Source organism: Parerythrobacter aurantius (assembly GCF_045291475.1).
In the GTDB taxonomy this organism is placed as follows: domain Bacteria; phylum Pseudomonadota; class Alphaproteobacteria; order Sphingomonadales; family Sphingomonadaceae; genus Parerythrobacter; species Parerythrobacter aurantius.
The window spans coordinates 1,194,848-1,211,111 of record NZ_CP147985.1; the positions used below are offsets into that span (position 1 = coordinate 1,194,848).

General features: G+C 66.2%; 18 protein-coding genes. 7 read left to right on the forward strand and 11 right to left on the reverse strand.

The features are described from left to right. Positions 1-67: 67 nt before the first annotated feature. Together WAB17_RS05895 and WAB17_RS05900 are read right to left on the reverse strand one after the other, a co-directional pair. Positions 68-943 carry a helix-turn-helix domain-containing protein gene (locus WAB17_RS05895; RefSeq protein WP_435419084.1) on the reverse strand — a complete coding sequence of 292 codons (876 nt, stop codon included), beginning with the start codon at positions 941-943 and terminating at the stop codon, positions 68-70. After that, complete coding sequence (locus tag WAB17_RS05900) at positions 943-2,778, reverse strand: DUF885 domain-containing protein (protein ID WP_435419085.1); 1,836 nt, start codon at positions 2,776-2,778, stop codon at positions 943-945. Before WAB17_RS05900 ends, WAB17_RS05895 begins: the two co-directional genes overlap by 1 nt. A 266-nt stretch (positions 2,779-3,044) precedes the next feature. Between WAB17_RS05900 and WAB17_RS05905 the strand changes: the two genes are divergently transcribed. The 3 genes from WAB17_RS05905 to WAB17_RS05915 are packed head-to-tail and all read left to right on the forward strand — an operon-like array spanning position 3,045 to position 7,746. After that, positions 3,045-4,073 carry a quinone-dependent dihydroorotate dehydrogenase gene (locus tag WAB17_RS05905; RefSeq protein ID WP_435419086.1) on the forward strand — a complete coding sequence of 343 codons (1,029 nt, stop codon included), beginning with the start codon at positions 3,045-3,047 and terminating at the stop codon, positions 4,071-4,073. Between the two features lie 9 nt (positions 4,074-4,082). Beyond that, positions 4,083-5,834: a gamma-glutamyltransferase gene (gene ggt / locus WAB17_RS05910; RefSeq protein WP_435419087.1), complete on the forward strand. Its 1,752-nt coding sequence runs from the start codon at positions 4,083-4,085 to the stop codon at positions 5,832-5,834. 58 nt (positions 5,835-5,892) lie between these two features. Continuing rightward, entirely contained in the window at positions 5,893-7,746 is a 1,854-nt protein-coding gene (locus WAB17_RS05915; RefSeq protein WP_435419088.1) for an AMP-dependent synthetase/ligase, read from the forward strand. On the opposite strand, the gene WAB17_RS05920 is transcribed toward WAB17_RS05915, so the two are convergent. From WAB17_RS05920 to WAB17_RS05940, 5 genes are all read right to left on the reverse strand, one after another. Beyond that, positions 7,676-8,215: a hypothetical protein gene (locus WAB17_RS05920; protein ID WP_435419089.1), complete on the reverse strand. Its 540-nt coding sequence runs from the start codon at positions 8,213-8,215 to the stop codon at positions 7,676-7,678. The genes WAB17_RS05915 and WAB17_RS05920 overlap by 71 nt on opposite strands. 19 nt (positions 8,216-8,234) lie before the next feature. After that, a complete protein-coding gene (locus WAB17_RS05925; protein WP_435419090.1) occupies positions 8,235-8,762 on the reverse strand; it encodes a hypothetical protein in 528 nt (175 codons plus the stop codon). Between the two features lie 129 nt (positions 8,763-8,891). Next, positions 8,892-9,062 (reverse strand): CsbD family protein, encoded by a 171-nt coding sequence (locus tag WAB17_RS05930; RefSeq protein WP_435419091.1) that lies wholly within the window; start codon positions 9,060-9,062, stop codon positions 8,892-8,894. A 108-nt stretch (positions 9,063-9,170) separates the two neighbouring features. After that, positions 9,171-10,148, reverse strand: a complete 978-nt coding sequence (gene thiS / locus WAB17_RS05935; protein ID WP_435419092.1) for a sulfur carrier protein ThiS — start codon at positions 10,146-10,148, stop codon at positions 9,171-9,173. 17 nt (positions 10,149-10,165) lie between these two features. After that, positions 10,166-10,549, reverse strand: a complete 384-nt coding sequence (locus tag WAB17_RS05940; protein ID WP_435419093.1) for a MerC domain-containing protein — start codon at positions 10,547-10,549, stop codon at positions 10,166-10,168. A gap of 82 nt (positions 10,550-10,631) precedes the next feature. Between WAB17_RS05940 and WAB17_RS05945 the strand changes: the two genes are divergently transcribed. The 4 genes from WAB17_RS05945 (at position 10,632) to rpsI (ending at position 13,313) form a co-directional block, all read left to right on the forward strand. After that, positions 10,632-11,708 carry a COX15/CtaA family protein gene (locus WAB17_RS05945; protein ID WP_435419094.1) on the forward strand — a complete coding sequence of 359 codons (1,077 nt, stop codon included), beginning with the start codon at positions 10,632-10,634 and terminating at the stop codon, positions 11,706-11,708. Further along, on the forward strand, positions 11,708-12,028 hold the full coding sequence (gene cutA / locus WAB17_RS05950; RefSeq protein WP_435419095.1) for a divalent-cation tolerance protein CutA: 321 nt from the start codon (positions 11,708-11,710) through the stop codon (positions 12,026-12,028). Before WAB17_RS05945 ends, cutA begins: the two co-directional genes overlap by 1 nt. A 155-nt stretch (positions 12,029-12,183) precedes the next feature. Beyond that, positions 12,184-12,663 (forward strand): 50S ribosomal protein L13, encoded by a 480-nt coding sequence (rplM, locus tag WAB17_RS05955; protein WP_435419096.1) that lies wholly within the window; start codon positions 12,184-12,186, stop codon positions 12,661-12,663. Then, positions 12,663-13,313: a 30S ribosomal protein S9 gene (rpsI, locus tag WAB17_RS05960; protein WP_435419097.1), complete on the forward strand. Its 651-nt coding sequence runs from the start codon at positions 12,663-12,665 to the stop codon at positions 13,311-13,313. Before rplM ends, rpsI begins: the two co-directional genes overlap by 1 nt. A gap of 60 nt (positions 13,314-13,373) precedes the next feature. On the opposite strand, the gene WAB17_RS05965 is transcribed toward rpsI, so the two are convergent. The 4 genes from WAB17_RS05965 to WAB17_RS05980 are packed head-to-tail and all read right to left on the reverse strand — an operon-like array spanning position 13,374 to position 16,235. Then, positions 13,374-14,177 carry a lipid II flippase Amj family protein gene (locus WAB17_RS05965; protein ID WP_435419098.1) on the reverse strand — a complete coding sequence of 268 codons (804 nt, stop codon included), beginning with the start codon at positions 14,175-14,177 and terminating at the stop codon, positions 13,374-13,376. 40 nt (positions 14,178-14,217) lie between these two features. Then, positions 14,218-15,075 (reverse strand): metallophosphoesterase family protein, encoded by an 858-nt coding sequence (locus WAB17_RS05970; protein WP_435419099.1) that lies wholly within the window; start codon positions 15,073-15,075, stop codon positions 14,218-14,220. Further along, positions 15,068-15,910, reverse strand: a complete 843-nt coding sequence (locus WAB17_RS05975) for a diacylglycerol kinase family protein (protein WP_435419100.1) — start codon at positions 15,908-15,910, stop codon at positions 15,068-15,070. Before WAB17_RS05975 ends, WAB17_RS05970 begins: the two co-directional genes overlap by 8 nt. A gap of 58 nt (positions 15,911-15,968) precedes the next feature. Further along, entirely contained in the window at positions 15,969-16,235 is a 267-nt protein-coding gene (locus WAB17_RS05980; protein WP_435419101.1) for a hypothetical protein, read from the reverse strand. Positions 16,236-16,264: the final 29 nt, after the last annotated feature.

Genomic DNA, 16,264 nt, shown 5'->3' on the forward strand with positions numbered 1-16,264 from the left:
TCCTACTCTTGCGCCATTTTCGGACATTATCCAAGTTTTTCGGGGATTCCGCCACGATGGACAGAGATTAGCCTTCGCCCAAGGCGCCAAACAGGTCGACCACGCCGTACCCTTCCGGCGCGAGGGTATCGGCGGCGACACTCGCCTCGCTCTGCTCGAGGATTTTCGGCGTGCGACCGGTGAACAGGCGAATCTCGCGAATCATGTGGGCCTGGTCGAAGAACGCCTCGAGCACTTCGTCGTGGAACTGTGCCCGCAAGTCCATCTGCGAGAGAAGCGTGGCGGCCCGGATCGCGCGATAGCGCCTGATCAGGCCCAGGGGCGGTTTGCCGAAATAGCGCTTGGTCAGCCGCTGCACCTGCCTGTCCGAAAGCCCGGTCGCTTTCACCAGGTCCGGCACCGCCGGCGAAAGGTCGGCCGCGAGCCAGTCGAGTGTCGCAGCGATGAAGCGCAGATGTGCCGGCTTGATGGGCTTGAGAGCCCCCCTGACGACGTCGGCAAGCTGCGCGCACGCAGCCTCCGAATCGAGGGTGCCCTCGGCCAATGCGCGGCCGGTCTGCGCGATGCGGGCAGCAGGCGCCTCGCCCAGCAACGCGTCCGCCTCGAACTTGCGATGGCCGTGGCGATCCACCGGCAATCCGGCGAGTGCAGCCCAGCCGAAGACAGTGAGCGAAACGCCGCAGCACCGCACCGGCCCGGCCATGGAAAAGGGCGCGGCCTCCTGCATCGGCGCGATGACGAAGGCCTCGCTAGAGCGCTCGACTTTATCGGGCGCGAACTGCATCCGCGCCTCCCCCTGCCCGAACGCCATGATCTGCGCCGAATATGCCGGCAGGATATCGTCGAAGCGCGCCTCGTCCGTTTCGAACACGTAGAGCGTGTTGATGTAGCGGGCGAGATCCGCCGGGGCGGCGATGAACCGGAAGCGGAACGCGGGGTCCATTATCCGGCCTTCTTCGTCTCCTCGATCCAGGTGGCGATGTTCTCCTCCAGGATCGACAGGGGAACCGGTCCGCTGCGCAATACGGCATCGTGGAAGGCCCGCATGTCGAACGAGGCACCCAGCTCGGATTGCGCCCGGCTGCGCAATTCCATGATCTTCAGCTTGCCGATCGTATAGGCCGTCGCCTGGCCCGGATATACGATGTAGCGCTCGATCGCCTTGCGAATATCCCCCGGCGGATTGGGAGTGTTCTCGGCCAGGTAACGGATCGCCTCGTCCCGGCTCCAGCGCTTGTGATGGATGCCGGTGTCAACGACCAGGCGGCAGGCGCGCCACAATTCCATCCCCAGCCGCCCGAAGTCGGAATAGGGATCGGTATAGAAGCCCATATCCTTGCCCAGCTCTTCCGAGTAGAGTCCCCAGCCTTCGGTGTAGGCCGTGACCCCGCCGAAACGCCGGAACGGCGGCACGTCGCCCAGTTCGGTCTGGATCGCGCGCTGCAAATGGTGACCGGGCACGCCTTCGTGATAGGCGAGCGCTTCCAGCTCGTTCTTCGACATGTCGCGAAGGTTGTAGAGATTGACATAATACGTCCCCGGCCGCGATCCGTCGGGCGCCGGACTTTGGTAGAAGGCCTTGCCCGCGCTCTTTTCGCGGAATGCCTCGACCGGCTTGATCACCAGCGGCGCCTTGGGCAGCGTATTGAAATACTGCGGCAATTTGGCTTCCATGGCATCCAGCTTGGCCTGCGCGTCGGCGAGGTAGGCCTCGCGCGTGGTATGGAAGAACCGCTGGTCATCGCGCGTGTAGGCAAAGAATTCCTGCAAGGTCCCCTTGAAGCCGACCTGCTGCATGATCCTGCGCATCTCGTCATGGATGCGCGCGACTTCGCGCAGGCCGATCGCGTGGATCTCGTCGGCAGTCAGATCCGTCGTGGTGTAGTTGCCCAGCAGTGCTTCGTAGTAGGCCGCACCGTCGGGCAGGCGCCAGACGCCATCCTCGGTCGGCGCGATCGCCTGCTGCCGCTTCATCTCGGCGAGCAACCGTTCATAGGCCGGGCGGGCCGACCGGTCCCATGCCAGCGCCGAGGCGTTGACAAGTTCGAGCTTCGCCTCGTCGGCAATGGTCAGCGCATCGACCTTGGTGGCGAAGTCCTGCAAGACCGCGTTGGTCTCGCCCGGGCGGATCAGGTTCTCGATATCCGAAATGACGTAAGGATAGACCCAGTCGGGCGGCATCACGCCGCGGCCGGCACGTTCGCGCGATTCGGCGGTCAGCGTGTCGAGCACCGGTCCCAGCCCCTTGATCCGGCTGACATAATCGGCCGCCTGCTTCTCGTCGGAGACGCTGTGGATGTTGATCAGGAACGCCGGCAGGTCGCTCTGCGCGCCGTTCATCTGGTCGAACAGGTAGCCGTTCTCGCGATAGGGCCAGCTGCGCGCGCTTCGCTGCGCTGCGGCATCGAACAGGCGGAAGGACAGCGCGTCGTCGGCTGGCAGACTGGCGAGGTTCCAGCTTTCGCGCATGGTCTGCGCGGCCTGTTGCTGGAGGTCGTATTCCTTGCGGTCACCTTCGTCGGAGACATCGCCCCAGCGGCCGTAGTCATCGTCGCGCACGCCGCGGTAGGCCTTGCCGAGCGGCGAAAGGGCCAGTTGCGCCGCGTCATAACTCTCGAAGAAGGCGTCGATATCCCCGCCGACAGCATCGCCGGCCTGTCGCTCCTGCGGCGTAGAGTATGCGCTCGCCACGTCAGCCCCGGGCTGAGCGCAGGCCGCAAGCGCCAGCGAGGCTGCCCCGATACCGATAACAGATGCAAGCTTGCGAACACGATTCATCGCCGGTCTCCCCTGTGATGGGAAGCATCCATAAGGCATTGGCGCGATGATGCAAAAAAAGGGGGCGGTTACCGGTAAACGGAAACCGCCCCACAAAGTTGAGGAACTCGTTGCATTGCTGCCTCGAGCCCTTCGGGTCGCACATTCGAATTAGCGCAGTGGGTGATTCGCTGATTGTATGAAAACGACAATGGCGCGATCCGCCGGATCCGACCTGTTTCGGGGCGGTCGACAGCGGCTCGGTTAAGCCGCTAGGGACTGGCACCATGATCTTTCCCCTGCTGCGTCCACTGGTCCACATGCTCGATCCCGAAAAGGCGCATCGACTCTCGATCGAAGCCCTGAAGCTGGCGCCGTTGCCGCCGTCGCCCGCATTCGGGGAAGCGCTGGCGAGCGATGTTGCCGGTGTGCGCTTCCCGACCCCCGTCGGGGTGGCTGCGGGATACGACAAGGATGCCGAAGTACCCGATGCGCTGCTGCGGCTGGGTTTCGGCTTCGTCGAGGTCGGCTCCATCACACCGCGACCGCAGAAGGGCAATCCCAGGCCCCGCCTGTTCCGGCTGAGCGAGGACCGGGCGGTGATCAACCGGATGGGCTTCAACAACGGGGGCGTGGCTGCCGCCGAACGCCGCCTCCGGCGCCGAAGCCGCCGTGGCATCGTCGGCATCAATGTCGGCGCCAACAAGGATTCGCCCGACCGGATCGAAGACTATGCCGAGATGACCCGCCGCATGGCGCCCTATGCGGACTATATCACCGCCAATATCTCCAGCCCCAATACCCCGGGCCTGCGCGCGCTGCAGGATGAAGGCGCGCTGACCGCCTTACTCGATGCGGTCATGGAGGCGCGCGGGCCCGAAGGTCCGCCGGTCTTCCTGAAAGTCGCGCCCGATCTCGAACCGGCCGATATCGACGCCATCGCGCGTATCGGCATCGACAAGGGCTTGGGCGCATTGATCGTATCGAACACCACGATTTCGCGCCCGCCCCTGCGCTCGCGCGATGCGGGCGAGACCGGCGGGCTATCGGGCGCGCCGCTCAAGCCGCTGGCGTTGCAACGGCTGCGCGATTTTCGCAAGGCCACGGGCGGGCTGCTACCGCTGGTCGGGGTGGGCGGGATCGCCTCGGCCGACGATGCCTGGGAACGGATCCGGGCCGGGGCAAGCCTGGTCCAGGTCTACTCGGCCATGGTCTACGAGGGCCCGGGACTGGGGCGGACGATCGCGCAGGGCCTCGCGCGCAAGTTGCGCGAGCATGGCATGGCCTCGATTGCCGAGGCGGTAGGAAGCGAGTAGCACCGCCCCATGCTGTTCGATCGCATTGCCGGGCGCTTCGCTGTCCCTCTTTCCGCCGCGGTGTCCGTCGCCTTGGCCCTGGGGGCCTGCGCCCCCCGCTCCGCCGACATTGCCTCGGCCTCAACGCCCGCCGCCGTCGAACAGGCCGCCGGAGCCGTCAGCGCCGCCGATCCCCGGGCCGAAGCGGCCGGCATGGAAATGCTGGCGCAGGGTGGCAATGCGATGGATGCGGCGATCGCCACGATGATCGCGCTGACCGTGGTCGAGCCGCAGAGTTCGGGCATTGGCGGGGGCGGTTTCATCGTCCGCGGCACGGCCGACGGCACTCTCGACACCTACGACGGGCGCGAAACCGCACCGGCGGGGGCCGGGACCGATTGGTTCTTGACGCCCGAAGGCACCGTGCCGCCGATCATGCAATCGGTCCGCAGCGGGCTGAGCGTCGGCGTCCCGGGCAATATCGCGGTCGCCGCCAAGGCCCATGCCGAGCATGGCAAGCTGCCCTGGTCCGCCCTCTTCGGCCCTGCCATCCGCCTGGCCCGCGACGGTTTTGCCATCAATCCCCGGCTGCACGATACGCTGGCCAGGATGCCCGACCACGCCGGGTTCAGCGCTTTCGGCAAGGCACTCTATTTCGATGCCGCAGGCGCGCCGCTCCCGGTCGGTCACGTCATCCGCAACGAGACGCTGGCGCGGACCTTCGAGGCCATCGCCCGCACGGGTCCGGATGCGTTCTACAGCGGCGCGCTGGCGCAGGAAGTGGCGGCGACCGTCGGTGCGGCGACGCCGCGACCCGGCGGCATGACCCCGGCCGACCTTTCCGGCTATAGTGCCAAGGAACGTGCCGGCATCTGCGGCACCTATCGCGCCTACCGCATCTGCGGGATGGGCCCGCCGACATCGGGCGGGATCGCCGTTCTGCAGATTCTCGGACAACTGGAACGCTTCGATCTCGCAGGTCTCGGCGTGCAGAATCCGGCGACCTGGCACCTGTTCGTCGAATCGCAGCGGCTCGCCTATGCCGACCGCGAACTCTACCTTGCCGACCCGGACTATGTGGCGGTCCCGGTCGCGGGACTGCTGGAACCTGCCTACCTTGCCCGGCGCAGCGCCCTGATCGACCCGGCGCGGCGAGCCGCGACCGTGACGGCCGGCACGCCAGCGGGCGCACCGCTGGCCCTCGCAGACGGCGACGAGCCGGTCGAACAGGGTACATCCCACCTCGCTGTCATCGATGGCGATGGCACCATGGTCAGCTATACCTCCACGATCGAGGGTCCGTTCGGATCCGGGCTGATGGCGGGCGGTTTCTTCCTCAACAACGAGCTGACCGATTTCAGCCGCGCGCCGCAGGTGGGCGGGCGGCTAGTCGCCAACCGGGTCGAAGGCGGCAAGCGGCCGCGCAGTTCCATGTCGCCGATGGTGGTGTGGGATCCGCAAGGGCGCCCTGTGCTGGCTATCGGCGCGGCCGGGGGAAGCACCATCCCGGTCCAGACCGCGCGCAGCATCATCGGCATCGTCGATTTCGGGATGTCGGCGGAGGACGCCCTCGGCCTGCCCTTCATCATGGCGATGGGCGAGAATGTGATGGTGGAGAAGGGCACCTGGCTGGAAGCCGCGATTGCCAGCTTCCAGGCGCTCGGGCACACCCAGCTTGCGGCTCGCGAGGCGCCGGTGAAGGGCGGGGCCGTGCTGCGGCGCGACGGCAAGCTCGAAAGCGCGCGCGACCCGCGGCTTTCGGGACAACTCGACACACCCTGATCGCCCGAAACCTCACCGGCTTGCCGCACCGTCAAGGCGGGCCTAGATACCCCACACCATGCGAAGAGGCCTCAGAGGGCCCGAAGAGCAGGAGCAGGAACGCGTGCAACTGAGCGATATCGAAACCGCCAACAACCTTGTCGAGCTGTTCCTCGACCGGGCCGACGCCCGGGGTGACCGGCCCTTCCTCGGCGCCCGGGTGGGCGGGGAGTGGACGACCCGCAGCTGGCGCGAAGTCGCCGATCAGGTCTGCCTGCTGGCGGAAAGCCTGCGCGCACTGGGCCTGGAGGACGGCGACCGGGTGATGCTGGTCAGCGAAAACCGCCCGGAATGGTGCATCGCCGATCTCGCCATCATGGCGGCCGGGTGCGTGACCGTACCGGCCTACACCACCAATACCCAGCGCGATCACATCCACATCCTCGACAATTCGGGCGCGCGGGCCGTGATCGTCTCGACCGACAAGCTATCGGATCCGCTGCTGCCCGCAATCATGCGGACCGGGATCGCCGAGCACATCATCGCCATTGATTCGATCCGCGCGCACCAGTCCGCAGGATCGGAGACAGTGCATTTCTGGGCCAGGCTGGTCGAAGGCGATGCTGCCGCCGCGCGCGAGGCGGTGCGGCGGCGGGTGGCCGGTATCGGGCGCGAGGCGACGGCCTGCATCATCTATACCAGCGGCACCGGCGGTGCCCCGCGCGGGGTGAAGCAGCACCATGGCTCCATCCTCTGCAATGTAACCGGCGCCGCCGAGATCCTCGAACAGGATTTCGGGCTGGACGAGGAAGAGCGTTTCCTGTCGTTCCTGCCGCTGAGCCACGCCTACGAGCACACGGGCGGGCAGTTCCTGCCGATCGGCGTCGGCGCGCAGATCTACTACGCCGAGGGGCTGGAGAAGCTCGCCAGCAATATCGAGGAGACCCGCCCGACGATCATGGTGGTTGTCCCGCGCCTGTTCGAGGTCCTGCGCACGCGGATCATGAAGCAGGTATCGAAGCAGGGCCGGCTGGCCAATTTCATGATGGATCGCGCGCTCGCCATCGGCGAGAAGAAGGCCGAAGGCCGCGGTCGCAAGCGCGACGTGCCGATGGATATCCTGCTGGAACGCCTGCTCCGGCCCAAGATCCGGCAGCGCTTCGGCGGGCGGATCAAGGCGATGGTCAGCGGCGGCGCACCCCTCAATCCCGAAGTCGGCGTGTTCTTCGACGCCATGGGGCTCACCATGCTGCAGGGCTACGGCCAGACGGAAGCCGGGCCGGTCATCAGCTGCAACAGGCCCAAGGTTGGGCTGAAGATGGACACGGTGGGCCCGCCCATGAAGGGTGTCGAAGTGAAGATCGCCGAAGACGGCGAGATCCTGGTGCGCGGCGAACTGGTCATGCACGGCTACTGGCAGAACGAGGCGGAAACGCGCCGCGTGCTCAAGGACGGGTGGCTCCACACCGGCGACATCGGCCATTTAGACGAGAAGGGCCGGATCAAGATCACCGACCGCAAGAAGGACATGATCGTCAACGACAAGGGCGACAACATCGCCCCGCAGAAGGTCGAAGGCATGCTGACCCTGCAGCCCGAAATCGGCCAGGCCATGGTGGCCGGCGACAAGCGGCCCTACATCGTCGGGCTGATCGTGCCGGATGCCGAATGGGCGGTCGACTGGGCCAAGGCCAACGGCAAGAAGTTCGACATGAAAGCCCTGCAGGACCTGCCCGAATTCCGCAGCGCCGTCCGCGCGGCGGTGGACCGGGTCAACCAGGATCTGTCGGTGATAGAAAAGGTCCGCGGCTTCGCCTTCGCCGACGAGGGCTTCACCATCGAGAACGAGGAAATGACGCCGTCTATGAAGATCCGCCGTCACAAGATCCGGGAACGGTATCAGGATCGGCTGGACGGGCTCTATCGGGGGTGATGTTCAGATGCCGGCGCAGCTGTCCCAGCTGATTGCTTAGAGACTTGAAGCCGTCGGTAAGGTTGCAGTGAAACAGGTCGGCCTCGTCCTTCGTTACCGACCATCGCTTGTCGATCGCTTCGTCACCTTTGTGAATGACCATGTCGAATACGGCAATCCAGGAACCATGCCGATCGATTGCCTCGGTGACGACGCCATGGGCCAAGAAGGCCCGCTGAGGTTGAACCTCGTCCCAAAGATTAAGTGCGGTATCGAAGGCCTGCTTTTGCTTCGCCGTGCGTTCAAGCTTTGCCGTCAAAGCAATCAGATCGCCAAGCTTTTGACCCGGTAAGTGACGCACCTTTCGCGCCTTGTTTGCAAGTACGGCCGCTTCCATGCATCTGCCAACCGCATGCTCCGCGCGGGCAAACAAGTTCAGGCAGCTTCCCCGCCACCGGTCAATTTCACAACGGGCGTCATCGTGGGTCAAACAGCTTGTCCTGTTCGTTTCACGCCGCCTCTGCTTCGATAAATTCCGGATAGAAGGTCGGCTGCTGGCGCGACCACCCGGGGGCGGTGGCGGCGGCTTCGCTGAGCGACTGGAGTAGCATCTTGCGCCGTTCGGGCCGGATATCGGGCAGGGCGGCCGCAGCGACGAAGGCGCTGGGCAGCCATGGGCGCGCTTCGGATCCGAGGAGGCGTTCGTAGAGGAACCGGAAGGCGGAGAAGCCCTCGAGCTTTTCCTGCGACAGGTCAAAAGTGGCGAGGTGGATGAGCGATCCGAGAAAACCGTCGATGCGGTCGCCCGCGACCGCACCGGCGACATCGTCGCGCAGGTGCTTCAATTCCTGGTAAGCGACGTACTGGCTGCGGATGGCGGCGTTCTCGTCCGCATTGCGCGCCCAGACCTTGAAGGCATCGCAGCGCCCGAGGCCGATATCGAGACTGCGGCGGATGTAGCGCTGCTCGCACGGCGTGAAGCTGGCGAATTCGCGCATCTCGGCAATGCTGAGGCACTGGAAACCCGTGGTGGCCATTGTCTTTCCCCTGTTTGCCCGCTGGGGGCATGGGGGAGTGTCGCGCAGGATGGTTAATAACGGGTTATGCATGGCAAAAGGGGCCGCACGAGCGTGCGACCCCCTTTATTCTCGCGATGGCAGGTCGGCTCAGATCCGGTTGCCGAGAGCGCCCTCGACCGAACCCTTGACCTGCTGGGCTTCGCCCTTGCGTTCCTGCGCGCGGCCTTCTGCGCGGGTTGCGGGGTTGGTCGATGCCTGTTTCACATTGCCGATCGCTTCGTTGGCAAGACCCTTGGCCTTTTCCTTCAGTTCACCCATTGTTTTTCTCCGTTGCTGGTCGCCGCCTTGCTGGCGGCACACCGGATCAATGGTCTGATTTCATGCAGGTTTCCTCTGCCGCGACGAGCGGAGGCAATGACGCGGCAGTCAGATGAGGCCGGCCAGCGGGCTGGAAGGATCGGCATATTTGCGCGTTCCCATCCGCCCCGAAAGGTAAGCTTCACGCCCGCTTTTCACGGCGAGCTTCATCGCGCGGGCCATGCGGATCGGGTCCTTGGCCTCGGCAATGGCGGTGTTCATCAGCACCCCGTCGCAGCCAAGTTCCATCGCGACGGCCGCATCGCTTGCCGTGCCCACCCCGGCATCGACCAGCACCGGTACGCTCGCACCTTCGACGATGAGGCGGATCGTCACCCGGTTCTGGATGCCGAGGCCCGAACCGATCGGGGCACCAAGCGGCATCACCGCGACGGCCCCGGCATCCTCGAGCTGTTTCGCCGCGATGGGATCGTCGGTGCAATAGACCATCGGCAGGAAGCCTTCCCGGGCCAGCACCTCGCAGGCGCGGATGGTTTCGACCATGTTGGGATAGAGCGTGCGCGCTTCGCCCAGCACCTCCAGCTTGACGAGGTCCCACCCGCCCGCCTCGCGCGCAAGCCGCAGGGTGCGGATCGCATCCTCGGCCGTAAAGCAGCCGGCGGTGTTGGGCAGGTAGGTGATTGTCTTCGGGTCGATGTAATCGGTCAGCATCGGCGCCTTGGGATCGCTGACGTTGACCCGGCGGACCGCTACCGTGACGATCTCCGCCCCCGATGCCTCGACTGCGGCAGCGTTCTGTTCGAAATCCCTGTACTTGCCGGTGCCGACGATCAGGCGGGAGGTGAAGGTGCGGCCTGCGACGGTCCAGCTATCGGACTGCCCGCCGCCGACGAAATGGACGATCTCCAGCGTGTCCCCGTCTGCAAGAGCGATGTCCGCAAGCTGCGAGCGCGGCGCGATGGCGCCGTTGTGCTCGACCGCGACTTTTTCGGGCAGCAAGTCGAGCTCGCGCACCAGCGCGGCGATGGTCGGGGCGGAAGTGCGGCGGGTTTCGCCGTTGACGGTCAGGGTCAGCTGGTCGCTCATGCCGAGCGAAATAGCGGTCAATGCGAATGGCGCAAGTTCAGGATGTGGCCGAGCGAGACGAGCGCCACGCCGATGATCGTCAGCACCGCTTCCTCGATCCCGTGCGGGGCGGCCAGCGCACCGCCCATGAAGCTGAGGCCGGTCATGGCGACGACGAAGGGCGCGCGGCGGCGATGGCGGATCGCCCCCCAGCCGATGGCGACTCCGGCGATGACGCAGGCGATTGCCAGTCCCCAGCGATGGATTTCCGGCGAAAGGAACCACTGACCCCCGATGCCGAGGGCCGAGATCACGGCGATGCTGGCGAGGCAATGCACCAGGCAAAGGCCCGACAGGACGATGCCGGCCCGGTCGAGTCGCGCCCGGAAGGAAGGAATCCGCTGCTCCATGCTGCGGGCCATGTATGATACGGTATATCTTTTCGCAAGCGTTGTTGCAGCGAAGCGGCTTGAAACGGGGCGCGCCTGCGACCATTGGGCTGGCATGGCTACCGTCAGTGCAATCCCGCAGGAGCGAGTCCGCGCGCCCGCCCCTGCCGCTCTCGCCCGCTGGCTCTGGGTCGTCGCGGCCATGGTGGTGACGATCGTCGCCATCGGCGGCATCACGCGGCTGACCGAATCCGGCCTTTCGATTACACAATGGAACCCGGTGTCCGGCACGCTGCCGCCGCTGAGTGAGCAGGCCTGGCTGGAGGAGTTCGCCAAGTACCGCGCCACGCCCGAGTATCGTTTTGAAGCGGGTCCGGCCGGGATGACGCTGGCCGATTTCAAGTTTATCTTCTTCTGGGAGTGGTTCCATCGCCTCATGGGCCGCGCGATCGGCCTCGCCTTTGCACTCCCGCTGCTGTGGTTCTGGGTCAAGGGAATGATTCCGCAGGGCTACAAGCCGCGCTTGCTGGCGCTGCTCGCACTCGGCGGGCTGCAGGGCACCTTCGGCTGGCTCATGGTACGTTCGGGCCTGTCGGGCGAGATGACCGACGTCAGCCACTTCTGGCTGTCGGTCCACCTGCTCACGGCGCTCTTTACCCTGGCGGGCCTCGTGTGGACCGCACTCGACCTGCGCCGCCTGGCCCGGATCCCTGACGCCCGTCCGGCACGCCTGACCGGCGTTGCGATCGTGGCGGGCGCCATCCTGTTCCTGCAATTGCTGCTCGGCGCCTGGGTCGCCGGGCTCAACGCGGGTCCGGTGGCAGGCAGCGGCTTTCCCGAGGGTTGGCCGGGAATGCAGGGTAGGTTCTTCCCTGCCGGCATCGACTGGTCGCGCGGGGCGCTCTGGGCCTTTACCCACGATCCCTACCTGCTCCATTTCCTCCACCGCTGGTGGGCATGGGTCGCGGTCGCGGCGCTGGTGGTGCTGGCACGCAAGGTTCGCCCGTTCGACCGGCGCGCGTCGATTGCCGTGCATTCCGCCTTCGGCACCCAGATTGTCCTCGGGATCGCGACGGTGCTGACCGGCGTCGCCCTGTGGATCGCCGTGGCGCACCAGCTGGTCGGCGCGCTGCTGGTCGCGGCGACCGCCTGGGCCGCCCATGCCGTGGGCACCGCGCGCAAGACCGGCTGATGGCCGCGCTGGTCTACGCCCCCTTTCCCGATCGGGCGAGCGCCCGGGCGGTGGCGGAAACGCTGCTCGGGGAAGGGCTGATCGCCTGTGCCAATCTGCTGGGCGAAATCGAGGCGCTGTACGAATGGAACGGCGAACGCGGCGAAGGGCGCGAGATCGGCGTCCTGTTCAAGACCGATGCCGCGTTGCTGGAGCGAGCCACCGCCCGCATCGAGGCGCTCCACCCCTACGACACGCCCGCAGTCCTCGGCTGGAAATGCGATGCGGCAGGGGCCGGAACAGCCGCCTGGCTCGGAGCGCTCAGGCCCGTCGATTTGTGAGCGGTATTATTTTACCTCTCCCGAAACCCGCCGTAATGCTTGACTTTGCGCCCTGTTCCGACCAATTGGCGCGCCTTGAGCGGGCCCCTGTCGGGATTCGCACATCGCCCGTTGCGCAGGCGCGGGCGCCGAAACACTAAGGAACGAGACCAGCCATGAAGGCGCTTACGAAAGCGACCCGGTCGATCAAGCCGGCCGAGGTCGAAAAGAACTGGCACGTGATCGATGCCGAGGGTCTGGTTGTCGGTCGCCTCGCCGCGATCGTCGCCAACATCCTGCGCGGCAAGCACAAGCCGAGCTACACCCCGCACGTCGATTGCGGTGACCATGTCATCATCCTCAATGCCGGCAAGGTGAAGTTCACCGGCAACAAGATGACCGACAAGGTCTATTACAAGCACACCGGCCACCCCGGCGGCATCAAGGAAACGACCCCGGCCAAGGTGCTGGGCGGCCGCTTTCCCGAGCGCGTGCTGGAAAAGGCCATTGAGCGCATGATTCCGCGAGGGCCCCTGGGCCGGGCGCAGATGAAGGCGCTGCACATCTACAACGGCACCGAGCACCCGCATGACGGCCAGAAGCCGGCTGTGCTCGACGTCGCCTCCATGAACCGCAAGAACAAGGTCACCGCGTGATGGCTGACGAAAAGAACCCCGAAGAAAACACCCCGGAAACCCCCGTGGAAACCGGCGCGGAGACCCCTGCGACCGAAACTCCGGCGGTCGAGGAAACCGCTGCGGAAGCGGCTCCGGCTGAAGAAGCACCCGCCGAAGAGACCAAGGCCGAGAAGGTCACCGATCTTGCCGACCTGGGCAATATCGCCGGTAACGCGCCGCAGGCCGATGCCGCTGCGATCGCTGCCAGCTCGGCGCCGCTGCGCCAGCAGGAGCTCGACAAGCAGGGCCGCGCCTACGCCACCGGTCGCCGCAAGGACGCCGTGGCCCGCGTCTGGGTCAAGCCGGGCAAGGGCGTGGTCACCGTCAACGGGCGCGACCAGGAAATCTACTTCGCCCGTCCGACGCTGCGCCTGATCATCAACCAGCCCTTCGCGATCACCGATCGTGAAGGCCAGTACGATGTCATCGTCACCGTCCGTGGCGGCGGCCTTTCGGGCCAGGCAGGCGCCGTCAAGCACGGCATCGCCCAGGCCCTGTCGAAGTACGAGCCGGAACTGCGCGGCACCGTCAAGGCGGCCGGCTTCCTGACCCGCGACAGCCGCGTGGTCGAGCGCAAGAAGTACGGCAAGGCCAAGGCCCGCCGCAGCTTCCAGTTCTCGAAGCGCTAAACCAACCGTTCACCGGTACACGAGAGGGCGGCCCTGCGGGGTCGCCCTTTTCGTTTGCGCTCAGATCACCCGCGCTACCATGGCAACGGCAAGCGCGGCGGGGAGGAACAGCGCCTGCGCCAGCACCGTGCCGGCGAGCCTGCTGCCCGAGATCCAGATCACCGCACGGCGATATGAGGCTTCGTCCATGTCGCCATCGATGACGTCGTCGGTCAGGACCGACAGGTGCGGATCGATAAAGGCGAACAGCAGGATGGTCGCGAAACCGTTGACCACTGCCGAGAGCTGCGACGCCGTCACCCGGAACTGGGGCTCCAGCACGCCGGCATAGATCGACGCGAAGACGCCGACTGCGAGCAGCGCCTGCGCCAGCACATTGGCCGCCACGATCGACCAGCCGAGTTGCCGGGGCCTCTGCAAGTCGCCCAGCGAACGGACCTTGGGAACCGTCAACGCATCGGCCAGCGTCCGCATGCCCGACGGGGTCGCGCTGCGCAGGGCGAGCTGCATCAGCGACGGACGCTTGCGCATCCCGTCGATCGCCCGCGCGAACAGGCGCTGGCCGGTCGGCATCAGCAGGATACCCACCAGCACGGCGATCGAAGCCGAAGCCATCATCCAGCGAAAGTCGCCCAGCAGCTCAGCCTCGCGGCCGGCATGGATGGCGACTTCCACGCGCTTGGCGACCAGCGGCGCAAGGAAGCCGTTGGACAGCCGCGACACCAGTACCAGCATGTTGAACAGGGCGAAGCTCATCGCGATCCGCCGCGTGCGGACACCGGCGATGCGCGCGGAATAGGCCAGGGCGCCGATCAGGTTGATGATGGCGGTCAACGCACAGAGCAGGGCGAGGTTCGTGTCCATGGACCGCCTCCTACGCCAGGCGCAATGAGACGGCGAGCGCTTAGTGCACGGGCGGATCGACGGCCGGAACCTGCGCGACGGGGGCAACCGGCTCGCCCGGTGCACGGGGCGGCAGGGCGTCGGGCGGCACGTCGTCGATCTGCATCTGCCGGGTATCGATATCCTGCAAATTGCGGACCCGGACCGCCAGCCCGCGCCCGTCCCAGCGTATCTCGTTGAAGCTGGGCGGGGTGGACCGCACGCGCTTCGACAGCGTGCCTGCTCCGATCATCCTGATCGGACCATTGGGCGTATCCTCGCGGATATCGAAAGCGTCGTGCACATGGCCCGACAGGACCGCAACCACCGGCCTCTTCGCCAGTTCCGCCAGTGCCTTGCGGCCACCATGGGTCAACGCAGTGCCGGCGGTGCCCACCTCCCGCAACGGATGGTGCGCCGTCACCACCACCTGCTGGCCGGGCGGGAGGGCATCAATGGTGTCGAGGCACTGCTTCAGCGCGCGCCGCGTGATCCAGCCCTTCGACCAGTTCAGGCGCGGCTGGGCCCGGGCAGCGGTCTTGAGCGGGACGATGGTAAGGCCGGGCAGGTCGAGCCTGCGTTCGACCAGGCTCTCCATCCCGCGAAAGCGGCGATAGGGGGCGACGAAGCGTTCGACCGGGTTGAAATAGGGCATGTCATGATTGCCGACCTCGACCGTGACCGGACGGTCGAGTGCGGTGATCCAGCGGGTGGCAGCGGCAAACTCGCGATGGCGGGCGCGCATGGTGAGGTCGCCCGTTATGGCGATCGCATCGGGCCGGCAGCGGGCGACCTCGCCTTCGAACCAGGCCAGCGCCGCGCGGTCCTCGAGACCGAAATGGATATCGGAGACGTGAAATATCAGTCGGGAGTCAGGCATCGGGCGCGGTCACTAGCAGATCGACCTTGCTGGTGCCCACCGCCAATGTGACCTGTTGCTGGGGGTCGATCGGGTCGCCGTCGACAAGGATCCCTACCGGCGCGCCATCGACGGCGGCGATGGTGACGCGGTCCGCCAGGTCGAAACTGTCGCACGGGCCGGACCGGAAATCGTGGCGCAGCAAGGCGGCAAGGCCCACGGCGAATTCGCCGAGGTCGTCGGCCTTGTAACCTGACAGGGACATGCCGCCCGCAGTCGGCAGCACTTCGACCATCGGATAGCCGTCCTCCCGGCCGATCGCCGGATCGCGGCAGATGACCCTTGCTCCGCCCCTGGTCGTCGCGAAGGCGCGGACGGTTGAGCTGGCGAGACCGGCCAGGTCGAGATCGCGCATCGCCTCGCGCACATCGCTCCAAGACGTCCCGGGGCCGACCATCACGCCGGCCAGCGAGTCCCCGACGGGGCTGGTAATTACGGTCGGACGCCTGCGTCGCGTCCGCCCGCCGCCGACTGCTTCGATGATATCCATGGCAGCGACATCGCCGTGCAGGCGCTTGCTGGCGAGGTTCATCGTGCCGCCGGGCAGGACCAGGGCACTGCCGCTCCATCCCGCCAGACTGCGGATCACGCTGCCGATGGTGCCGTCCCCGCCGAACACCGCGACGATATCGTCGGGCGAGAGTTCACCCGGCGACGGACAGCTGTTGTCGGGCAGATACCGGGCTTCGGGCACGCCCAGCCCCAGCTCTCCCGCCCGCGCCATGAGCGCATCGACGAGCGCCTGGTCGAAGCTACCGCTCCTGTTGTTGGCAACGAAGACGAACCGGCCTGGCATGGCGAGGAAAGCTGCGAGACGGCCCTATGTTCCCGGCGGGCCCAATCATCGCCACCGGTCACCGCCGCCGCGACAGCAGCAGCCACGCGGTAAGCGCATTGAGGCCGGAATAGGTCGCATAAACCCAGGCCACGCCGGGATAGCCCAGCCGGGCGAGCATCAGCGCGGCGACGAGGACGAGGAATTCGAGATAGAGCGACAGCTTGCCGCCGACCCCGCCGCCGATCGCCCGTACGCTGTCCAGGAACGGATGCCTCGCTGCCAGCACCGCCCGGTGCAGCGCGAAATTGGCAATGCCGAGCAGGAAGACGGGGACGAGCGACATGACCCCATTGTGACGCAATCGCTCGTCGA